Genomic DNA, 20,454 nt, shown 5'->3' on the forward strand with positions numbered 1-20,454 from the left:
AGTTACGACTGTCGCCGATCGGAGAGAGTCACGGCTCCCTGCAGTCTCCTGCGGTGGCTATTCCCACACAGCATCCGATGGTTTCGACGCATGTGTGCAACGTTCACCCAGGAGGACGAAGGTAAGGACGTCGTCAACGCCAACGGCGACCAGATCGGAATCGTCAGCGAGGTCGATGCGGGAACCGCCTACGTGAACCCGGACCCGGGTATGACGGACACGCTCAAATCCCAGCTCGGCTGGGGTGACGCGGACGACGAGAAGTCGTATCCGATCGACAACAACAACGTAAAGGCGGTTACCGATCGGGAGATCCGCTTGAAACGAACCTAGTTCCGGTCGGACACCGAATCCGATCGGCCGACGAACCGCTTTCGCCGCCACTCGCTCTTCCTGAGTTCGGAACCTGCTGCTTGCGCGTGCCACCGCCGTTCATTTCCACCGGACGGCCCACTGTTCGAGCATGCCACTGCGGGTACCGACGGAAGACGTTTTCGCGGAGCTGGGGGAGGATCTGTTTCTCGATCTCACCGACGAGGAGTTAGAGTTCTTCGTCGAGATGGCCGAGGAGAAGATGGGTTCGTACGAGACGGTCATGTCGTACGATCCGAAGCCGCGGCTGGGCGGCGACGAGAACCGAACACGAAACGCGGGCCGGCGCGTAACCAGCGAGGAGGACCCACACAACGCCTGGGTGACCCAGTGTTTCGTCGGCGGCGACGACGACGGCGACCTCGACGGCTGGGAGATCGGCATCAAGGACAACGTCTCCGTCGCGGGCGTCGAGATGACCTGTGGCTCCTACGTCGTCGAGGGTTACGTCCCGAACCGGGACGCGACGGTCACCACGCGCCTGCTGGAGGCGGGCGCCGACATCGTCGGGAAGACGAACATGGACGACATGGCGATGACCTCGACCGGTCACAGCGCGTTCGGTCCCGTCTTCCATCCCGACGACGACGACTACCTCGCGGGGGGCTCGAGCGGCGGGAGCGCGGTCGCCGTCGCGAGAAACCAGGTCGACGTCGCGATCGGCTCCGATCAGGGCGGCAGCGTCCGCGTCCCAGCGGCCTTCTGCGGGATCGTCGGTCACAAGCCCACCTACGGCCTGGTTCCCTACACCGGCTGCATCGGGATCGAGCACGCGATCGACCATCCGGGGCCGATGGGGCCCGACGTCGAGAGCGTCGCACGAACCCTCACGGTGATCGCGGGGAGCAACGAACGGGATCTCCGGAACCACAGCCCCGTCCCCGTCGAACAGTACGAAGAGCAACTGAACGGCGACGTCTCCGACCTCTCGATCGGCGTGCTCGAGGAAGGGTTCGACCGCGAGGGCGCCAACGAGAAGGTTCTCGACACCACGCGGGACGCGATCGATCGACTCGAGGCCGAGGGCGCCTCCGTCGAGGAGGTCTCGATACCGATGCACCTCGACGCGAAGGACATCCACGACGTCTGTACCTCCGAGGGACTGCTCGACGCCATCTCCGGGGAGGGGCTCGGTCACGGCTGGAAGGCGTGGTACAACCGCTCGTGGATCGAATCGTTCGGCAAGTACCGACGGGCTCAGAGCGACGACTTCCCGCCACGGCTCAAGCTCCTGTTGCTGATGGGGTCGTACACCAACACCGAGTACCACTCCCGGTACTACGCCCGCGCGATGAACCTCGTCGTCGATCTCACCGAACGGTACGACGCGGCCCTCGAGGAGTACGACCTGCTGGCGATGCCGACGGCGGTGACGAAACCGCCCGAACACCAGCCCGAACGGGACCAACACGAGCGCCTGCGGGAGAGCGACATCGTCCACAACGCGACGCCGTTCAACCGAACCGGTCACCCCGGTGTCAGCGTCCCCGCCGGCGAGGTCGACGGGCTTCCGGTCGGACTGATGCTCGTCTCCTCGAGGTTCGACGACGCCACGGCGCTGAACGCGGCCTACGCTCTCGAGCAGGCCTGACCGGCGTCTCGCAAGTTGCAACAGTTATCCGACTGTACGTTCAAGCCTTCGTCACGATGAGACCGACGATAGAGGAACTCGACCTGCAGCACGAACTGGTTCAGCTACTCGCCCACGAGGCGGTCCGCGCGGCAATGGAGACGCCGCTACAGGAGCCGATCCTCGAGGCCGTCGAGGGTTCGGTCGACGAGTCAGCCCCGACGGCCGACGATGCGCTCGAGGGCAGCGAGGACGAGTTCGAGATCGACGAGGGCGGCGAGGGCGGCGAGGACGAGCGTCCGGCTGATGAGGACGACGAGACCGAAGCCGAAACCGAGGCCGACGGGAAGAGCGCGTTCGCGAAGGCCACACAGGGACTACTCACGTTCCTCGTGATGTTCGCCGTTCTCTACGTCCTCTTCAGACGACTTGGCGGCGGCGACTGAACTCGCCTCGTCTCGAGACCGTCCCAAGATTCTCGCCTTTTGCACCAACGGATCTCGGGTAGAGTTTGCTGAACCGGTCCCGTGCCCGACTTCTTCCAGCGCTAGGACCGGCCGCTTCTCTGCTGTTCCGTCACATTACTGTAAGAAGAGCCGTCTCGGTCTCTCCGAGAGCGACGGTTCGCTACACCACGAACGTCAGGACGAAGGCGCCGACGACCACGAGTCCGATCCACAGTCCGAAAACGATCGCCGCGTGCTTTCCAGTGAGTGCCTCGCCGTCGAGGAATTCGTTCGTTTCCATCAGTCGAGAGTGAGGGGACCGTCGGTAGTGAACTGCAACCCGATTCTCGATTCTCTGGAATCGTCGATAGCGATACGAACGGTGACCGACGCGTCGTTCGTGGCGATGGTCGACGCGTTCTCGAGCGGTCCGATCGATCGCCGCGTGGCTACCGGACGACCGTCACCGGAACCTGTGCGCGTCGCACGACCTGTTCCGCGACGCTTCCCAGCAGGACGCGCGAGACGCCCGACCGACCGTGGCTACCGAGGACGATGCCGTCGACGTCGTGCTCCTCGGCAAACTCGACGATCCCTCGAGGCGGCGAGCCGACGACGGTTTCGGTCTCGACCGACCGACCGTGCTCATCGGCGACTTCGTGGGCCATCTCGAACAGCCCCTCGGCTTTCTCTTCCTCGAGCTCGACGGCTCGCGGAAAGTTGTAGGGTGCGTCGTTTCGGTACGCGGAGACGGACGGGTTGACGACGTGCAACGCCGTGACGTCGGCCTCCGGAAACGTTTCGAACGCGTGCTCGAGTGCTGCCCGTGCCGGTTCGGAGTCGTCGAGCGGAACGAGAATCCTCATGCAACATCGTTCGACTGCACAGCCCATATAGGGAGCCGTCGGTTCTCGAACGCTGGGAGGAGACAAAGACACCTGTGGAGAGATGGATTGACGCACGACGTACGCGACGCTCGCCAGAACTGTCCGATCACTGCCGGAAGCCGGGTGAACGATAGCGAGGACGAGTCCGATTCGTCCCAAACGATCCACGCTGAAGGACAGTCCCAACGGTTTTCGTGGATCCTTGCGTACGTATACCATGGTACCCAATACCGGTTGGGGCCGGACAGCAGACTCGCCGATCGGTGACATCGCGTATCTCGCCCGGTCGGAACACCGTATTCCGGCTCTCGCTGCGCTGACGGAACGCCCTCGGAGGCGGTCCGAACTCTGCGAGGAGACCGGCGTTTCCTCCTCTACGATACGGCGGACGGTGAACGAGTTCGAAGATCGGGGCTGGATCCGTAAGGACGGCCACCAGTACGTGGCAACCCCGCCGGGAGAAGAGATCGTATCCGTGATGCAAGACGCGATCGATCGAGTCGAAACCGAACGGGAGTTGCGCGACGTCTGGCACCGGCTTCCCGACGTTGTGGGCGAACTCCCAACCGAGACGTGGTCGGAGCTGACCGTCACCGTCGCCGACCCCGAACTCCCGTACCGGCCGGTAAACCGCTTTGAGTCGCTTCTCGAGCGGACGACCACGCTGCGTTTCGTTCGGCCCGAGGTCGCGCTGATGGACCCCTGCCTCGACCGTCTCCACGAACGGGTCGACAGCGGTGTGGACGTGACGCTGATCGACCGCCCGAACTGCCATCTGTACTTTCTTACGACGTACCCGGAGCGCAGCGCCGAACTGCTGCGACGGACCAACTTCACGGTACTACAGCACGACGATCTCCCGCCGTACGGCACCGGTCTGCTCGACGATCGCGTCGTCATCAGCTGTTACGAGCAGGACAGCGGGATGACCCAAGCGATGATCGATACCGACGTTCCGGCGGTTCGCGAGTGGGCGCAGTCGATCTACGAGCGCTATCGGTCCGAGGCGCGGCCGATCGAGCCCCGCCAGCTCGTCGACTGAGTTCCCTCAGCACGATACGTATCCTGCGCTAGCCGTCGAGCGTGGACCGAGACCCGGTCGATAGCGGCCTCGATCGGCTTGCAGTTGGTGCATCGATTGCAGGGGGTGAACGAACGGTAGGAACTGCAGAACTGTCACAAAATAGCTACACCATCCTCGGCTTCGTACTGTCTCTGGCCGGAGATGAACACCATGACCGACGACCAGCAAATCGCGCACAGCAGAGTCCTCGAGACACCCATCGACACGCCCGTCGAGGCGACGGGCGACGACCGACGGTGAGCAACGATGAGCAAGTCACTCGATACGAAGAAACTCGAACGCGAGGTCAAATCGATGTATCAGGAGGTTGCGGTCTCCGCTGACGCCGAGTTCCACTTCGAGACGGGACGGGACCTCGCCGAACGCCTCGGCTACGATCCGGACACGCTCACCTACGTCCCCGACGAGGCGATCGATTCATTTGCGGGCGTCGGCTACTACTTCGACCTGGCGGCTCTCGAACCGCGCGAGCGGGTCCTCGACCTCGGTAGCGGTTCGGGGATGGACTCCTTCTACGCCGCGATGAACGTCACCGAAACCGGGTCTGTTACGGGCGTCGACATGACTCCCGAACAGGTCGAGAAGGCGACCAGCCTCGCCGCGGACAACGGCTTCCACAACGTCACCTTCCGCGAGGGGTACATCGAGGAGCTCCCGTTCGAGGACGGGTCGTTCGACGCGGTGATCTCGAACGGCGTGATCAACCTCTCCGCGGAGAAAGACCGGGTCTTCGAGGAAGCGAACCGCGTACTCAAACCGGGCGGGCGGTTGGCCCTCTCCGACATCATCAGCGAACGGCAGCTACCCGAGAGCATCAAGACCGACGCGGATCTCTGGGCGGCGTGTATCGGCGGCGCCGAACAGACCGACGAGTACACGGGAACGATCGAAGCCGCCGGCCTCGAGGTACTGGAACTCCGGGAGAACACGCAGTACGAGTTCATCTCGGAGCAGGCGGCGAACGCCTGCGGGAAGTACGGCGTCAAGAGCATCTCGCTCAGCGCCCGCAAACAGTGACCGCGTTCCAATATTTTTGCTGGTCGAAGAGCAAGCCACTCTAGAGGCAAGCACAGAGTTCTCCGTCACGCCGACTCACTGGTGTCGACAGGGGGTGTTTGATACTCGATTCGGTACCGTCTATCGAGACGTCAGAGTATCCCGTCTCGAGCGAACGTGATTTCGAGCGATGACGTATCGATACCGCTCCGAACTCTATAGTAACAACTGAAACGGTTTGCACACCGATCGTACAGCCGCCGTGCGAGCGGGTGCGCACTGACGTTCAGTGGCTACTATAGACGACTTCGAAGCACGCTCAGTCGACTCTCAAAATCAAGTAGACTAGAGAGGATCGTCAGTAACGACACTCTTGCTTCGATTTTCGGACTCGCCCAACGAGTCGGGAGTAATATCGAACTCGAAGGCCTCGTTCGGAATCGAAAGCGTCGCACAGACGTTCGGGACGTCGACGATTCCACTGATCCGTCCCTCGACCGGGACGGTACTTAGCAACATGTACGCTTGCTCACGACTGTAGCCGAACTTCGCGAGGTAATCGATCGCCTCGAGTGCGGCTCTTCGATAGGCGACGTGGGCGTCCATGTACCGCTGCTCTCCGTCTTCAGTGACGGAGTAGCCCTCGAACGTGACCCAATCCGAGAAGTCGGGACCGCGATGACCCGGCTGGAAGATCGGATGATCGACGCCGTGTTTCTCCATTCCGTCTTTGACGACGTCAACACGGAGATCGGCGTATCCTGCCATTTCGATACCACCGCAGAACGAGATCTCGCCGTCGCCCTGTGATGCGTGCATGTCGCCCATCGAAAGCTTGGCACCCTCGACGTAGACCGGGAAGTAGATCGTCGTTCCGAGCGAGAGCTCCTTGATATCACAGTTGCCACCGTTTTCACGGCCGGGAACGGTGCGGGCTCCCTCCCGCGCAGCTTCTTCGGCTTCGTCGGAATCCATCTCACCCATCAGTGCAGCCGTTTCGGTCGGTGGATTCGCAACCGGTGGGTCTTCCTCACCGGTCGGATGGTTTTGAATCGATTCTGGATCTTCCTCGTGTTTCTCTATCAGCTCCCGTTCGCGCGTATTCCATTCCTCGAGGAGCTCGTGTGACGGGGCAGTTCCGATCAGTCCGGGGTGGATCTTGCCTTCGTACCGAACGTCCGGGACGTGTCGCGATGAGACGACGGTGCCGTCGACGTCCCAGATCGTTTTCGCGGCGTCCGGGAAGTGATCCGTCAGAAAGCCGCCGCCGTTCTGCTGGGAAAAGATACCGTTGAACCCCCACTCCATCTCCTGGAGCGGTCCGAGATCGAGCAGTTCGACTTTGAGCAAGTCGCCGGGTTCGGCGCCTTCTACCTCGACCGGTCCACTGAGATAGTGGACCTGTTCCAGTTCGACGTCTCGGATATCGTTCGGATTCTCGTCATTGTGGATCTGTCCGCCCGTCCAGTCGAGCATCTCCAGCCGGAAGGTGTCTCCCGGTTTTACGGAGACGGTTGCCGGAATGTCCGGGTGCCATCGATTGTGTGGTGTCTTGTCGGGCTGTTCGTCCGGGCCTCGTTCCGTATCAACGCTAAATCGTGTTTCTGGCATAGGAGCACATCTATTGGCATATGCCAACAACCCACATCACATGGTTAGTCGGTATAAAGGTTGGCTGTGGAGACGACGTCAGTTCACAGCCGTGATGTGGCAAGAGCCACCGTTCCATCAGGACGTCTGGCGCTCGAGGATAGGCATTTGTGTCATCGTATCCATCCTCGACCTACTCGTTGCTTCCTGCCGAAAGTTTTCGTCGCTTTCGAGCGGCTCAGGGGGGGGGGGGTGAGGCCTTCCATACAGACGATCAGCGACTCCTCTCGCGGTTATCTGTAAAAAGCCTAGGCCGGGATTTGAACCCGGGCTCTCGTCCTTACCAAGGACGCGCTTTACCGCTAAGCTACCCAGGCGCGTAGTTCGTGGTTCGTTCGAGGCGAATTTATCCCTTTCGAAACCCGTCCCGCGAGAGTCACCGGTCGAGCGAACCCACAGCCGACGTAAAAACGTAACCCAGCGTAGCTACCAGCTTCCGTCCGGTACCAGCGACTCGAGACCATCACGACGACGCGAGAATCTGTGAGAGCCTAGGCCGGAATTTGAATCCGGGGTCTCGTCCTTACCAAGGACGCGCTTTACCGCTAAGCTACCCAGGCGCACTCGTTGGTTGCGTCGAGTCCATTTTAGGGGTTTCGATTCGCCACCGGGCGTGGGTGGCCGTGGCGCGGTCAGCTGTCGGTCACGGAGGTCGCCCGGTCGGTCGTCGACTCCTCGAGGGAGCGCTCGGAGACGCAGCTCTCGGAGCCGGCCGTCGACGGCTCGGCGGGGGGGAACGACGTCCCCACGGCTGCGGCGATCTCGTCGGCGCGCTCGAGCAGCGACGGCGACGGGCTCTCGTCGACGGCCGCGGCGCCGGCCAGAACGGCCAGCTCGAGGACGTCCCGCTCGAGGGTCGCATCGCGGGTCGTCGCCGCGTGTCCGTCGTCGCGCTCGTCGAGGCGGTGGGTCTGTTCGCGGCCGAACGCCTGGACGGTGCGGACCGCCTTGTCCGCAGCGTCGGTCCGGGCCAGCAGGTAGAAGCCGCGGGCGACGAGGATATCGGCCGCGAGAATCTCCATGTCGCCGTCGACGTCGGTTTCGTCGCCGTCGCTCCAGGGCTCCTCGTGGGCCAGCGATCGCGTGAGTCGAAGTCCCTCGTAGATGAGCTGGACGCCGGCGGCGTGGGTGATGATCCCGTCGTCCGGCTCGTCCCCGTTTCGGGCGGTCGTTTCACTCGGTGCGACGGCTCCGGCGCTCTCGAGCGTGAGCGCGCCGGGAAGCATCGACGCGCTCTCGAGCGTGGATTCGATGAGCTCGTAGAGCGCCGGTGGTTCGACGTCCGTGACGGCCTCGATGGCCACACGCCGACAGCTGTCCGCCTGTTCCATCATAGGGCCGTTACGAGGGAGCAGGCAAAGACCTTTGGAAACGCCGAGTAGACTCGTTCCATGATCGACGTCGACAGCGAGGGATCGATCCGGACCGTCACGATCGACAGGCCGGACCGGCGGAACGCGCTGACCGAGGCGGGACTCGAGGCGCTCGAGCGTGCCATCGCCGGCTCCGACGAGCCCATCATCGCGCTTCGTGGCACCGGCCCCGCGTTCTGTGCCGGTGCCGATCTCTCCGTCGTCGCCGAACTCGAGCGGGACGAGGCCGAGGCGTTCGCTCGGCTGGGCCAGCGGGTCGCCCGACGTATCGAAGACAGCGACGCGATCGTCGTCGCCGAGATCGACGGCCCCGCTCGCGGCGGCGGACTCGAGCTCGCGCTCGCCTGCGACGTGCGGGTCGGCACGCCCGACTCGACCTACGGCGAACCCGGCGCCACCTTTGGCCTGTTCGGCGCCTGGGGCGGGACGGTCCGGCTCCCGCGGATCGTCGGCGAGGGCGACGCCCTCGAGTTCGCCTGCACGGGTCGGGTCGTCGACGCCGAGGAGGCGCTGCGGATGGGGCTGCTCTCGAGGATCGAGTCCGAGCCGCGGGCGGTTGCCGAGGAGCTCGCCGCGAACGAGACGGGCGCACTCACCGTCCTGAAGCGCCGAATCCGCGACGATGCCGACCGAGAGACCCAGGAGCGACGGGAGGCGGAGGCGTTCGGCGAACTCGTGGACGCACACGCCGGGTCGCTCGAGGGACTGCTCGAGTGACCTTCGGACGGCCGAATCGCTTTTTCCCTCCGGCGTGGAGGCTACCGGTAGATGCCCGGACCCGCCTTTCTGACCGGTGAAACCGTCGCGCTACGAACGATCGAGGAGGAGGATCTCGAATTCCTCCAGACGCAGGTCAACGACCCTGCGATCTGGCGACCGATCGGCAACTCGATGCCGCTCAACGCCGAGCAGGAACGGGAGTTCTTCGAGGAGGCCGTCTGTGCGAACGACTCGATCCACCTTCTGATCGCGGTCGACTCCACACCGGTCGGGACGGTCGGACTCGACGCGATCGACTGGCGAGCCGGCAGCGGCGAGGTCGGCTACTGGGTCGCTCCGGACCACCACGGGCGAGGGTACGGAACCGAGGCCACGGAGCTGGTGCTCGAGCACGGGTTCGATCAGCTCGGCCTCCACCGGCTGTCGGCCCGCGTGTTCGCGTTCAACGGCGGCTCGAAGCGCCTCCTCGAGTCCGTCGGCTTCACGGAGGAGGGCGTCCACCGCGACGCCGCGTTCGTCGACGGCGAGTACCACGACGTCCACCGGTACGGGCTCTTAGAGGAGGAGTGGGCCTCGGCCTGACTACTCGAGGGGATCGGGCGACGGCGGCACCCGACGCTTGTGCATGCTCTGCTCGTACATCCGCCGTACCTTCTCGACGGTTTCGACCTCGACGCCGAGCTCTCGAGCGGCCACGTCGGCCGACAGCGGGCCGTCGATATGGGTGACCAGGATCGAGTCGAGCGTCTCGTAGTCCATCCCCATCTCGTCCTCGTCGGTCTGGTCCTCCCAGAGCTCGGCGGTAGCGGGCTTGGTCGCGAGGTCCTCCGGCACGCCGACGTGACGGGCAAGCTGGCGGACCTGTGCCTTGTAGAGGTTTCCGATCGGGTGACAGTCGACGGCGCCGTCGCCGTACTTGGTGAAGTAGCCGACGGCGCCCTCGCTTCGGTTCCCCGTCCCGAGTACGAGCCGGCTCTCGTGGTTCGCGACGAGGTAGTTGAGGACCCCCCGAACGCGCGCTCGAGCGTTGCCGACCGCCATCTGGTCGCCCTCGGCTTCGGGGTAGGTCTCGAGCAGCGACTCGACGATTGGCTCGATCTCGATCACGTCGTAGCTTATCTCGAGATCACGGGCGACGCGTTCGGCGTCGCCCATGTTGTCGTCGCCGCTGACCCGCGCGGGAAGCACGAGCCCGTGAACGTTCTCGGCGCCGAGCGCGTCGACTGCGAGGTGTGCGACGAGCGTGCTATCGATGCCGCCCGAGAGCCCGAGAACGGCCCCCTCGGCACCCGCTGTGTCGACCTGTTCGCGAACGAAGTTCGTGATGTGATCGTGTCGTTCGTCCAGCTCCGCGTCCGAAAAGTGAAGCTCGAGCATCGACCGGCAGTACGGCGGGACTGCCCTAATAGGCTCCCCCAAACGGCACAATGTTGACAATCGGTCAGTTTTGGCCGCGGTATCAAGGGAGAACGCGACGTTAGAAAGCGAGTTCACCGTACGGAGTATCGCCCTCGGAAAGACGGAGCGTTTAAATTCGTAGACCGGAAATCTCCCGATGTAGGGCGCGGTTGGTCCAGCGGTAGGACAGCTGCCTCCCACGCAGCTAGCCCGGGTTCAAATCCCGGACCGCGCATCCTTCGTCACACCGCGAAAATTCGGGACAGTAAGGTTCTCGAGGAGTTCGAGCAGCAGCCGATGACCACAGCGTAGAGCGCAGCCGGAGACTCGGCCCCGCCTCGAGTCAGTCACCGGCGAGTTCCCGGCTCACCGTCGCGAACAGCACCGCATCACACGAGTAACACGTGAACACGTCGGGCTCGATCGTCCGACTCGCTTCGCCCTCGTGGACCGTCACCGTATCCGGCTCGACCTCGAGTTCCAGTTCGTCGTCGCAGTGTGGACAGATCGCCATACCACGGGTACGGTGGCGAGTTCCGTATGCGGACTGCACGCAGATGCGCTCTCTCGATCGGCACGGAGGGAGACGAAAGAGTCCGGCGGGCTGCGCTCAGAGGTAGCCGAACAGCGTTCCGACCAGCACCAGCACCCACATCGCGACGCCGGCGAGCAGCAGGTCGTTGAATCGGCTCTCTCGAGTCGCGCGTTTCGCCGCGCCGGCGGCGATCAGCCCGAGCGCGATGACGACGAGGCTCCGCTGGAGCACGACGTCGAGCCGGATAACGTCGACGCCGAGCAGTCCGTAGTCGAGCCAGATCGCGAGCGATAGCGAGCCGGCGGCGGCGATCGCGGCATCGAGCCGGCTGGTGAGCCCGCGTGCGATCAGGTACGTCGCGACGGGGATCCCGACTGCGATCACCGGGTACAGCAGCGCCGCGATCATGTGTGGCGTGAGGAAGCTCGCCCGTCGCTCGAGCAGGAGTCCGCCCATCCGAACCCCGAGGAACAGCGCGAGGATGGCGAAGACGAGCACGAGGTGGCCCGCCTCGAGGCGGTCGTAGGCGGCCGCGAGTCGTCGTCGATCGACGTCGGTGAGCCCGCGCTCGGGGGCGCCCTCCTCGGCGGGATGCGGTCGCTCCTTCCCGACGCTCTCCGCGGCCGAGCGCCGGTAGCGACGGCCCGCCGCGAGACCGACGCCGGCGGGAAGGACGACCATCGACGTCAGGTCGACGACGGTCGTCCAGCCGTCGGCGTCGGAGGGACCGGCGTTGTCGATGTGGATCCGGCGGACGTCCGTCTCAGCGTCGACGCCGGGGAGGTTCATGAAGTCCTGCTCGACTTTCGTCTGGGCGGCTTCGACGCCGTCGACGCGGTGGCGAAGCGTGAACCAGTCGAAGTGCTCGGTGTGGGCCTGCATGGCGATCCACTCGTCGTCGGCGTTCGGACTCTCGTAGAGCCGGATGTGGTAGCGCTGGCCGTAGTAGTCCCCCTCCTCGAGCTGGAGCGACTCGGTGGCCCAGTAGCCGTCCTCGCCCTCGCCGGGGTTGACCCAGGCGTAGCGGGTGGTCCCATCGGCTTCACCCCACGCGATGCCCGTCGCGTGGCGGTGGTGTTCCTCGAGCACCGTCGTGTTCTCGAGGACGGTGTTGTTCTCGAGGACCGTCCCGTTCCCGGGACCGTCCTCGGCATCCTCTTCGACCTCTTCCTCGACCTCTTCGATCTCCTCCCAGTCGCCGTCGCCCTGCTCGCTCATCGCCCGCAGGACGTCCTCGCTTTCACCGCGGACGATGACGTTGATCGGGCTTCGTTCGTGGAACTCCTCCTCGGGACTCAGGAACCGCCAGAACTCGCTCTCGGAGTCCTCGAGGGAGACGAGCTCCGGCGTCTCCTGGGTATCCTCGGTCACCTGCTCGTCCACTGAGTCGGCAAACAGCAGCGACGGGCCGCCGATAAACAGCACCGCGACGACGACGAGGGCGACTGCAACCGCGTGCGAACGACGCATTTCCGATCAGTTGTGAGAGCTACCGTATCAATCTACCCGTTGCTGTGGCCGGAGCTCTCCCGACGGCGTCGACATCTCTACCGGCCCATCACGGGATCGACACCGGTTGTTCCGTGATCGTTACGACTCGGGCTTCCAGCTCATCGTCACTGTCACCGTCTCGCGGTTCCCGCGGAGTCTGGACGAGCGCTCGACGACGTCGACCGAGACGGATACGTCGTCCGAGCGGCCGAGGGAGACGGTCTTGTTGCCGACCGGGACATCGACGCCATCTCCGCCGTCCTCGAACCGTTGGGAGAGCTCCGAGAGGTACGTCGCGAGTTCGCTTCGGCTCATTACCTCGTCGCTGGTCGTTCGTTCGGCCATATCCGCAGCTAACGGACGCCCGAAAAAGAAACTATGGGCTGCGATTACATTGCATAGACCGGCGCACGGACCGACGCGAGACGGGTGGCCTTTTTGTCCGCGGGCAGCTATGCGGTGACGATGAACGTCGCCGTCGGAATCGTCGCCCAGCGGGACAACGAGCGGGCACAGACTCTCGCCGCGACGCTCGTCGATACCCTCGAGGACGGCGTTTCCACCGTCGTCGACGACGCGACGAGCGCCACGGTCGGCGAGGACGGCGTCCCGGTCGGATCGATGGCCGATCGGGACCTCGTCGTGAGTATCGGCGGCGACGGAACGCTGCTGTTCGTCGCCCGGGAGGTCGGCGGGACGCCGATCCTCGGAGTTAACCTCGGCGAGGTGGGGTTTCTCAACGCCGTTTCTCCCGACGAGGCCGTCGCCGCCGTCGCCGACGCCGTCGAGACACTCCGGCGGACGGGTGCCGTCGACGGTCGAGAACTCGATCGGCTCCGGGCCGGCGGCGAGGGGTGGACCCTCGAGCCGGCGCTCAACGAGGTCGTCGTCCACGGACCGCGACGAGGTCACGGCGGCGGCGCGACGATCGAGATCCGCGTCGACGGCGACCGGTACGCAAAGAGCCACGCCGACGGCGTCCTCGTCGCGACGCCGACGGGATCGACGGCGTACAACCTCGGGGAGGGCGGACCGCTCGTCCATCCCGACGGCGATACCTTGGTGGTTACGCAGATGGCCGCGAGCGACGCGATGCCTCCGCTGGTCGTCGACCGCGGTGCGGAGATCACGCTCGCCGTCTCGGAGGCCGAGACCGCGTACGCGATCAGCGACGGGCGGAACAGACGCGAACTCGAGCCACCGGCGACCGTCGACGTCTCGATCGCGGTCGATCCGGTCACGCTCGCCGGACCTCAGGCCGACTTCTTCGAGGCCCTCGAGAAGCTCGAGTGATCACTCGCCTTCGAGCAGACGCTCGAGCTGTGCCGGCGGGACCGCACCGCGGGCGGCGTACCCATCGTGGACGAACGTCGGGACCCCGGTGATCCCCCGCTGGTGGGCGTCGGTGAACAGGTCCTCGAGCTCCGCTCGGAGCCCGTCGTCCTCGATCGCGTCGCGGATCTCGTTGGCGGGGAGGCCGGTATCCGCCGCGAGCGAGACCAGCACGTCGGGATCGCCGATGTCCCGTTCTGCCTGCCAGAGCGCCTCGTAGATCGCCGCGTCGAACGCGGGCCACTCTTCGGGGTAGTGCTGAAAGACGTGCCACGAGGCCTGCTGTGCCGGCAGCGAGTCGACCTCGATCGCGAGCGTCTGGCTCATCTCGACGTCGTACTCCGCCTGGAGCCGACGGACGTTCTCCCGGGCCTGCTTGAAGTAGTCGTCGTCCTTTCCATCGTCGACCGAGTGGTCGATCGAGCCGTCCTCCCGACGTTTGTCCCGCCGCAGGTCGAACGGGTGCCACTCGACCTCGAGCGGCTCTGCTCGCCGCTCGCGGTACCGCTCGAGGGACCGTTTTCCGAGGTAACAGAACGGACAGACGTAGTCGGCGTAGATCGTGAGTCGATCGGCGCCGTTCGTCGCTGACATGATCGCGATAGTCCCTCGCGACGGAAAAGGCGACGGCTCCGGGCGGGCGACGCGGGCCGAACCTACTCGGTGGCGTCCGGATCGTCGGTCGTCTCGTTTTCGGTCGTGTCCACCGATTCCTCGTCGGCACGATCCTCGAGACTCGGCAGGTTCGGATCCCGGTAGGGGTTGCGTCCGTAGGCGGGCAGCTCCTCCTCGAGCTGGGCCTTCAGCACGCGCCGGAGGCGGTTCAAGCTTGTCGTATCGAGCCCGTGGTCGGCGGCGAGACGCTTGAACGTCTCCTCGTCGGTGATGTCGTGGGCGCGGTACTGGCCGAACAGCTTGTCCATCCGATCGGGAGAGAGCGCGGAGACGTCGACCTCGTCGAGCCCGAAGTACGCCCGTCGATCGACGTCGACGACGTGGCGGATCACCACGAGAGCAACCTTGGGGATCGCCCGCTGGCTGCCAAACTCGGTGAGGTCGATCTCGTCCATCACGCCGAGCGCGAGGTCCCGCTGCCAGGGTGTGAGATCGAGGGCGTTACACAGTGCCTGGGTCGTTCGCAGTCGGTCGAGCCTGTGAGCGCGCTTGCTGTACCCCGGCGTCGCGCCGTGTTGTTCGTCGTGGAGCCGTCGAACGCTCTCGGGGAGATCCCCCTCGGGTGAATCCGCACGTCCGATGACGGTCGCGCTCGGGGTGACGACGCCCCACTGGCGGACGGTCGAGTCGCGCTGGACGTCCGCCCGGGAGAGCGCCCCGGAACCGGGACGCGTCTCGAGGCGACGGTCCTCCTCGAGGCCGTCGGGGGCGGATTCCCGCTGGAGGGCTGGCCCGGAGTCAACACCGTCGTACATCGTGTGTCGCTCAGACCGGGAGACAGAAAAAGACTTGCTCGTTTTACCGAGGCCGAGAGCCTCCGCTCGATGAGGTTTGGCTTGGGAATCCGTCTGCGAAAAGCCCTTCGTAGCTCAACCTTGTGGCCAGAAGCACTTAAAGAAGGAGCGATGTTACCGGTTTTCACCGGATACCCGTAGCTACCGAAGTTTGGAACACGAGAAGCGGCGATCTCCCGTCGTAGCTCCACCTTGTGACCAGAGGGACTTAAATGGCGACCGGTACGGTCGGATTCCCGTCGAATACGTGTGGCTACCGAAGCGAGGAACGTGAGAAGCGACGACCTCTCGTCGTATCTTCATCTTGTAGCCAGAGACACTTAAAGAACGAGCGACCCACACTACCGACTCGCCGCGATCAGCTCGTCGATGGCGTCGTTCAGCCGTGCCCGATCGGGGCCGTCCCGAGCGTGCACTGCCGGATCGATGCGCTTCGGCGGGTGGGCGAACGCGCGACCGACGGCGTCGCCGATCCGGACGCCGCCCTCGCCGCCACGCTTTCGCTCGAGCAGGTCGCGAGCACGGTCGATCCGTTCGTCGTCGAACACCGCGGGCGCCTGCGCCTCGAGGAAGGTCTCGAACTCGAGTGCCGGCAGTTCGTGGTCGCCGCGTTCGCCCGTTGCCTTCAGGTAGTGCGCGGCCGTCGCGGCACGCATCACGGTCAGGTTCCGTTTGACCGTCGGCCGCGTCCCCGTCTCGGTGAATCGCTCGTCGTCCGCGGCGACGATTGTCGTCCCCTCGTCGGTTTCGACGAGGTACTCGTCTTCGCGGTGCTCGAGGATCGGAAAGATCTTGTCGTCGTTCCGAACCAGATGTTCTGAGAGGTACTTCCGGTAGTTGTTCGTCGCGATCCCGCGCCAGGCGTGATAGAGATCGATCGGGTTGTACGTCCGCTCGACGTAGTCCGCAAGCGGGTCGGGATCGTAGTGCGTTCGGTACCGGTTCGGGCTCCTGAGAAGGTCGACCGCGCCGTCGTTCGAGTCGGCCAGCAGGCTCGCGAACTTGCGGACGTCCCACCCCTGGTACTCGAAGTTCCCGCGTTCCTCGAGGCACACCGCCTCGACGCCGCCGAGGTGGGCGTACCGTCTGAGGTCCGTCGGCGCGTAGACGAAGCCGACGTCGTAGTCACTGTTGGGTCCTGCCGCGCCCCAGGCGTGGCTCCCGCGGGCGACCGCCAGAACGACGGACATCTCCTGGAAACGCTCGATCTCGTTCAGGTGTCGGTCTACCGTCTCGCGTACGTAGCGGGGGACCGATGCCATCGCTACCGTCCGTTGCTCCCTGACGCCTCGAATCTCGAGCCCGCTCGAGACGCGCGGCTGTGGTAGAGTTGGAGACCGTAGAACCGACAGCTTCCCGTCATAGCTCCATCTTGTGTCCAGAGATACTTAAAGAGCGAGCGCTCGAGGATTCCCTCGAAACGGCTGGACGGCGGACGCGGGGCTCCACGAATTTGGAGTCCTCGGAGAACGACGACCTCCCGTCGTATCTCTACCTTGTTGCCAGAGGAACTTAAAGAACGGTCGGCGTAGCCGCCCCGGCGACACGATCGAATCCCGACGAACGGCGACGCTCGCTGTCGGAGCGCCGTGTGATCGGATAACGTCCCCGCTTCCGAAAGGTTGAATCGCACGCTACCCTGAATACGGACAATGAGTCAGCAGCTCCCGGACGTTCAGGCGTCCTCGCCCGACGTCACCGTCGGCCTGAGCCAGGTCGGCGTCACCGGCGTCGAGAAACTCGTCAAGATCGCCCGCGAAGACAAGCGCCCGATCGTGCTCACGGCCGAGTTCGAGGTCTTCGTCGACCTCCCATCGTGGCGCAAGGGCGCGGACATGAGCCGCAACATGGAGGTCATCGACGAGATCTTAGAGGACGCGACCCGCGACGAGGCCTACCGCGTCGAGGAGGTCTGTGGCGAGGTCGCCGAGCGCCTGCTCGGGAAACACGACTACACCTCCCGTGCGGAGGTCTCGATGGAGGCCGAGTTCATGCGCCGCGAGCAGACCCCCGCCAGCGACCGCGAGACCCAACATACTGTCGACATCATCGCGTCGGCGACGGCGACCGAGGACGGCACCCGCGAGGAGATCGGCGCGACGGTCGTCGGCATGACGGTCTGTCCCTGCTCGCAGGGGATGTCCGCCGCGCGCGCGAAACAGACGCTCGAGGATCTGGGCGTCGAGGGAGAGACGATCACGGAGTTCTTGGAACAGGTCCCCCAGCCCGGCCACTCCCAGCGCGGCCACGCGACGCTGACGGTCGAAGCTGGCGGCGACCCGGAGGTCGATCTGAACGACGTCATCGATATCGCCCGGGACTCGATGAGCGCCCGGATCTACAACCTGGCGAAGCGACCCGACGAGGACCACATGACCTACGCGGCCCACGCGGACGCGAAGTTCGTCGAGGACTGCGTGCGCTCGATGGCCGAGGGCGTCGTCGACGAGTTCGACCAGCTCCCGGACGACGCCGTGGTAACGATGAAACAATCGAACGACGAGTCGATCCACCAGCACAACGCCCACGCCGAGCGCGTCGTCGAGATGGACCAGCTCCGATCGGAAGTCGACGACTAGAAGACGAGCGGCTCCGCTTCCTCCCACCGCGGCGCGAACTCCCCGTGGACGTTCGCGGCGAACTCCGGATCCTTCAGGTCGATCATGCCGAACGCGTCGCCCGACGAAAGCGGATTCGGAACCTGGATGCAGATCTCGACGCCGTCGATGATGTTGAACGATCCCGTGACGTCGTCGTTCGTCCGGACGTGGAAGTCATCGCGGCTCTGTAACGCCGTCCGGTAGCGCTCGCCCACGTTCGCCGAGAGCGAGTTGACCATCTTTCGGGTCATCAGGATATCGACCGACACCCCCCGGTCCAGGGCGTCCTCGAGCTGGGCGAGGACGTCCTCGCTGACGGCCTGCATATCCCGTTCGGGGACGGGATCGGCGGCGACCATCACGATGTGGTCGTCAGCAGCCGCCAGCCGCTCGAGCAGGAGGTCGATCGTCTCCTCGGGACCGACGGCGGCGGTCCAGAACTGCTCCTCGACGGGGTCGGCTGCGTCGAGTTCGTCGGCGAGGTCGTCGACGATCGACTCGTACTGGTCGACCTTCTCGTCGAGTTCGCGCTTCTTGTCCTCGAGCAGGCGGTCCAGCGCGGTCGAGGGCTCGACCGCGACGTACTTTTTCGGCCGGCTCGCGGTCTGACTGCGGACGAGGTTGTACTGTTCGATGCTGTTGAGGACGTCGTAGATTCGCCCCATCGGCACGTCGCTCGCGCGCGACAACTCCTTGGCCGTTGTGGGGCCCGTATTCAGCAGTGCTCGATACGCACGAGCTTCGTACTCGGAGAGCCCGAGATCCCTGAGACTGGCCATACCGTAGACGCTCACCCGAGAAACAAAAACGCTGTGGTGGTTTGCCTCCGATTTGCCCTCGGGGGGCTCACTACGTGTGTCGGTCGAGAACCTCCTGTGTCCTCTCGCTCAACTGCTCCGGAGTTTCGGCGACTGCCGAAACGTTCTCGCCGAGCTTGACGCGTCCGGTCCCGACCTCCAGACCGCCATCGTCGGGCACGACGACCTTTTCGTGGTCCGCGAGTCGCAGCGCCGCGCGGTGGAGATCGGAACCCGGCTCGCCGCCGACCCGGATCACCAGCGGTCCCTCGAGGAGCCGCGAAGCAACCGTCGCGTACCGAGCGATCTGGACGCCGAAGCGGTCGCTGGCGCCGGCGAACTCCTCGAGGGTCTCTCTGGCGACCCTCCGATACCGATCTTCGCCGGAAAGCACCGCAAGCTCGACTAACCCATCGGCGAGAGCGACGTTCGTATCCAGCGGTCGCAGCGGCCGATCGCAGAGACCAACGCCGTCCCCCTCACTATCGAGGAACGAGTCGCCGTCACGGAGCCGATCGATCGTCGCGTTCGCCACCGCCTCAGCCTCGGTGACCGCGTCGGCGTCGAGGGTGCTCGCCGCCGTCGTCAGCGCGGCGAGCGCTCGAGCCTGGTTCGAGAGCAGACACGTCCCTCCCTCGCCGGATCCGTCTTCGGTGTCGGACTCGAGTCGATGCCTGGCGACGCCGTCCTCGAGCAGTTCGTTCCGAAGCGTCGAGAGCGCGCGCTCGGCGTATCGCCGCGCCCGTTCGTCGTCGGTGTAGGCGTAGTAGGTAAGTAGCCCCTCGGTCGCCAGCGCGTTCGGCCCGGCGAAGACCCGTTTGTCGACCGGCGGATCGTCGGCCGCCTCGCGCTCGGTTGGCTCGAGCCCGTGGCTCTCGGGGTCACCGGGCGCCTGGCTGTTCGCGAACGCCTCGGCGTCGCCGTTCCACAGGGTCGTCGTCAGGAACTCGACGGTTCGTTCGGCGGGTTCGCGGTACTCGTCTTTCCCCGTGTGGAGGTAGGCGTTCGCGAACGCACGCACGAGGGCGCCGTTGGAGTCGAGTAGCTTCTCGTGTTGCAGCCCCGCCCAGTCGCGCTCGGCGGCGAACCGGTAGAACCCGCCCTCGTACTCGTCTAACAGGTTCGCGCCAACGGCGTCGAACGAACGCAACGCCATCTCGCGGTCGCGCTTGAGCGCGAACTCGAGGGCGTCCGGTAGGGGAAACTTCGGCTCGGTTCCCCAGCCGCCGGCGACCTCGTCGTAGGATTCGGTGAGCTGGCCGAGCATCGACGCCTCGGTGTCGCTCGAGAGCTTGCCGGCCGGCGGCGCGTCTTCCCGAAGCGGTCGGGGAACGCGACCGGCACCGCTGCCCTTCGTCTCCCACATCGTCCGGACGCTGTCGAGCACCTGGCGCATTCCGTCCGGCCCGAGGTAGCCGGCGCCGGTCAGTACGGTGCCGTCGGGAGCCAGAAAGACCGTCGACGGAAACCCGCCCATATTGTACCGATCGCGCACGCGAGGGCGGGCGTCAACGTCGACTCGAATCGGGACGAACCCGTCGTTGATGTGGGCCGCGATGCGGGGTTCCGCGTAGGTCTCGGCGTCCATCTCGTGACAGTGATCGCACCACGTCGCGGTGAGGGCACACAGGATCGGGACGTCGGCGGTCTCGGCCTCGTCGAAGGCGTCCTGACCCCACTCGCGCCACTCGACGCGCGTCGAATCGTTCATACCGGTCGTCGGGCCGTCGGCAG

21 protein-coding genes and 3 tRNA genes are annotated in these 20,454 nt (G+C 65.0%); 10 read left to right on the forward strand and 14 right to left on the reverse strand.

The features are described 5' to 3' along the window. The first annotated feature begins 90 nt into the window (after positions 1-90). From QA600_RS01265 to QA600_RS01275, 3 genes are all read left to right on the forward strand, one after another. Positions 91-333, forward strand: a complete 243-nt coding sequence (locus tag QA600_RS01265; RefSeq protein ID WP_278290155.1) for a PRC-barrel domain-containing protein — start codon at positions 91-93, stop codon at positions 331-333. Positions 334-463: 130 nt separating this feature from the next. Beyond that, a complete protein-coding gene (locus QA600_RS01270; protein ID WP_278290156.1) occupies positions 464-1,963 on the forward strand; it encodes an amidase in 1,500 nt (499 codons plus the stop codon). A gap of 56 nt (positions 1,964-2,019) precedes the next feature. Beyond that, positions 2,020-2,388, forward strand: a complete 369-nt coding sequence (locus QA600_RS01275) for a hypothetical protein (RefSeq protein WP_278290157.1) — start codon at positions 2,020-2,022, stop codon at positions 2,386-2,388. A 449-nt stretch (positions 2,389-2,837) separates the two neighbouring features. Here the strand turns inward: QA600_RS01275 and QA600_RS01280 are convergent, their stop codons facing one another. Then, the gene (locus QA600_RS01280) at positions 2,838-3,254 is read right to left on the reverse strand and encodes a universal stress protein (protein ID WP_278290158.1); all 417 of its coding nucleotides are present in this window, start codon (positions 3,252-3,254) and stop codon (positions 2,838-2,840) included. Between the two features lie 238 nt (positions 3,255-3,492). Between QA600_RS01280 and QA600_RS01285 the strand changes: the two genes are divergently transcribed. Then, complete coding sequence (locus QA600_RS01285; protein WP_278290159.1) at positions 3,493-4,317, forward strand: MarR family transcriptional regulator; 825 nt, start codon at positions 3,493-3,495, stop codon at positions 4,315-4,317. Positions 4,318-4,605: 288 nt separating this feature from the next. Further along, positions 4,606-5,376, forward strand: a complete 771-nt coding sequence (locus tag QA600_RS01290; protein ID WP_278290160.1) for a methyltransferase domain-containing protein — start codon at positions 4,606-4,608, stop codon at positions 5,374-5,376. A gap of 324 nt (positions 5,377-5,700) precedes the next feature. On the opposite strand, the gene fmdA is transcribed toward QA600_RS01290, so the two are convergent. The 4 genes from fmdA to QA600_RS01310 all read right to left on the reverse strand — a co-directional run bounded on the left by fmdA (position 5,701) and on the right by QA600_RS01310 (position 8,336). Continuing rightward, a complete protein-coding gene (fmdA, locus tag QA600_RS01295) occupies positions 5,701-6,966 on the reverse strand; it encodes a formamidase (protein ID WP_278290161.1) in 1,266 nt (421 codons plus the stop codon). A 284-nt stretch (positions 6,967-7,250) separates the two neighbouring features. Further along, a tRNA-Thr gene (locus QA600_RS01300) sits at positions 7,251-7,322 on the reverse strand. A 171-nt stretch (positions 7,323-7,493) separates the two neighbouring features. Continuing rightward, positions 7,494-7,565 (reverse strand) — tRNA-Thr (locus QA600_RS01305). Between the two features lie 72 nt (positions 7,566-7,637). Beyond that, a complete protein-coding gene (locus QA600_RS01310; RefSeq protein WP_278290162.1) occupies positions 7,638-8,336 on the reverse strand; it encodes a hypothetical protein in 699 nt (232 codons plus the stop codon). A 60-nt stretch (positions 8,337-8,396) separates the two neighbouring features. Here QA600_RS01310 and QA600_RS01315 point away from each other — a divergent pair, with 60 nt between their 5' ends. Together QA600_RS01315 and QA600_RS01320 are read left to right on the forward strand one after the other, a co-directional pair. Then, on the forward strand, positions 8,397-9,095 hold the full coding sequence (locus QA600_RS01315; protein WP_278290163.1) for an enoyl-CoA hydratase/isomerase family protein: 699 nt from the start codon (positions 8,397-8,399) through the stop codon (positions 9,093-9,095). Positions 9,096-9,146: 51 nt separating this feature from the next. After that, complete coding sequence (locus QA600_RS01320; RefSeq protein ID WP_278290164.1) at positions 9,147-9,680, forward strand: GNAT family protein; 534 nt, start codon at positions 9,147-9,149, stop codon at positions 9,678-9,680. On the opposite strand, the gene QA600_RS01325 is transcribed toward QA600_RS01320, so the two are convergent. Next, positions 9,681-10,475, reverse strand: coding sequence for an NAD+ synthase (locus tag QA600_RS01325; RefSeq protein WP_278290165.1), 795 nt, complete (start codon positions 10,473-10,475; stop codon positions 9,681-9,683). Between the two features lie 185 nt (positions 10,476-10,660). Here QA600_RS01325 and QA600_RS01330 point away from each other — a divergent pair. Continuing rightward, a tRNA-Gly gene (locus tag QA600_RS01330) sits at positions 10,661-10,731 on the forward strand. Positions 10,732-10,839: 108 nt separating this feature from the next. Here the strand turns inward: QA600_RS01330 and QA600_RS01335 are convergent. The 3 genes from QA600_RS01335 to QA600_RS01345 all read right to left on the reverse strand — a co-directional run bounded on the left by QA600_RS01335 (position 10,840) and on the right by QA600_RS01345 (position 12,867). Continuing rightward, entirely contained in the window at positions 10,840-11,010 is a 171-nt protein-coding gene (locus QA600_RS01335) for a hypothetical protein (RefSeq protein WP_169331729.1), read from the reverse strand. Between the two features lie 96 nt (positions 11,011-11,106). Beyond that, a complete protein-coding gene (locus QA600_RS01340) occupies positions 11,107-12,501 on the reverse strand; it encodes a hypothetical protein (protein WP_278290166.1) in 1,395 nt (464 codons plus the stop codon). A 120-nt stretch (positions 12,502-12,621) separates the two neighbouring features. Further along, the gene (locus QA600_RS01345; RefSeq protein WP_278290167.1) at positions 12,622-12,867 is read right to left on the reverse strand and encodes an amphi-Trp domain-containing protein; all 246 of its coding nucleotides are present in this window, start codon (positions 12,865-12,867) and stop codon (positions 12,622-12,624) included. Positions 12,868-12,987: 120 nt separating this feature from the next. Here QA600_RS01345 and QA600_RS01350 point away from each other — a divergent pair, with 120 nt between their 5' ends. Further along, positions 12,988-13,815 (forward strand): NAD(+)/NADH kinase, encoded by an 828-nt coding sequence (locus QA600_RS01350; RefSeq protein ID WP_278290168.1) that lies wholly within the window; start codon positions 12,988-12,990, stop codon positions 13,813-13,815. Here the strand turns inward: QA600_RS01350 and QA600_RS01355 are convergent, their stop codons facing one another. The 3 genes from QA600_RS01355 to QA600_RS01365 form a co-directional block, all read right to left on the reverse strand. Next, positions 13,816-14,448 carry a DsbA family oxidoreductase gene (locus QA600_RS01355; protein ID WP_278290169.1) on the reverse strand — a complete coding sequence of 211 codons (633 nt, stop codon included), beginning with the start codon at positions 14,446-14,448 and terminating at the stop codon, positions 13,816-13,818. A 62-nt stretch (positions 14,449-14,510) separates the two neighbouring features. Next, complete coding sequence (locus tag QA600_RS01360; RefSeq protein ID WP_278290170.1) at positions 14,511-15,284, reverse strand: DNA-directed RNA polymerase subunit epsilon; 774 nt, start codon at positions 15,282-15,284, stop codon at positions 14,511-14,513. Positions 15,285-15,664: 380 nt separating this feature from the next. Then, positions 15,665-16,585, reverse strand: coding sequence for a nucleotidyltransferase domain-containing protein (locus QA600_RS01365; protein WP_278290171.1), 921 nt, complete (start codon positions 16,583-16,585; stop codon positions 15,665-15,667). A 390-nt stretch (positions 16,586-16,975) separates the two neighbouring features. Between QA600_RS01365 and mptA the strand changes: the two genes are divergently transcribed. Continuing rightward, complete coding sequence (mptA, locus tag QA600_RS01370; protein WP_278290172.1) at positions 16,976-17,902, forward strand: GTP cyclohydrolase MptA; 927 nt, start codon at positions 16,976-16,978, stop codon at positions 17,900-17,902. On the opposite strand, the gene QA600_RS01375 is transcribed toward mptA, so the two are convergent. Then, entirely contained in the window at positions 17,899-18,702 is an 804-nt protein-coding gene (locus tag QA600_RS01375; protein ID WP_278290173.1) for a helix-turn-helix domain-containing protein, read from the reverse strand. The two genes, mptA and QA600_RS01375, sit on opposite strands and share 4 nt — an antisense overlap. A 70-nt stretch (positions 18,703-18,772) precedes the next feature. After that, positions 18,773-20,431: a DUF255 domain-containing protein gene (locus tag QA600_RS01380; RefSeq protein WP_278290174.1), complete on the reverse strand. Its 1,659-nt coding sequence runs from the start codon at positions 20,429-20,431 to the stop codon at positions 18,773-18,775. Positions 20,432-20,454 lie beyond the last annotated feature (23 nt).

Source organism: Natronococcus sp. A-GB1 (assembly GCF_029688845.1).
In the GTDB taxonomy this organism is placed as follows: Archaea; Halobacteriota; Halobacteria; order Halobacteriales; family Natrialbaceae; genus Natronococcus.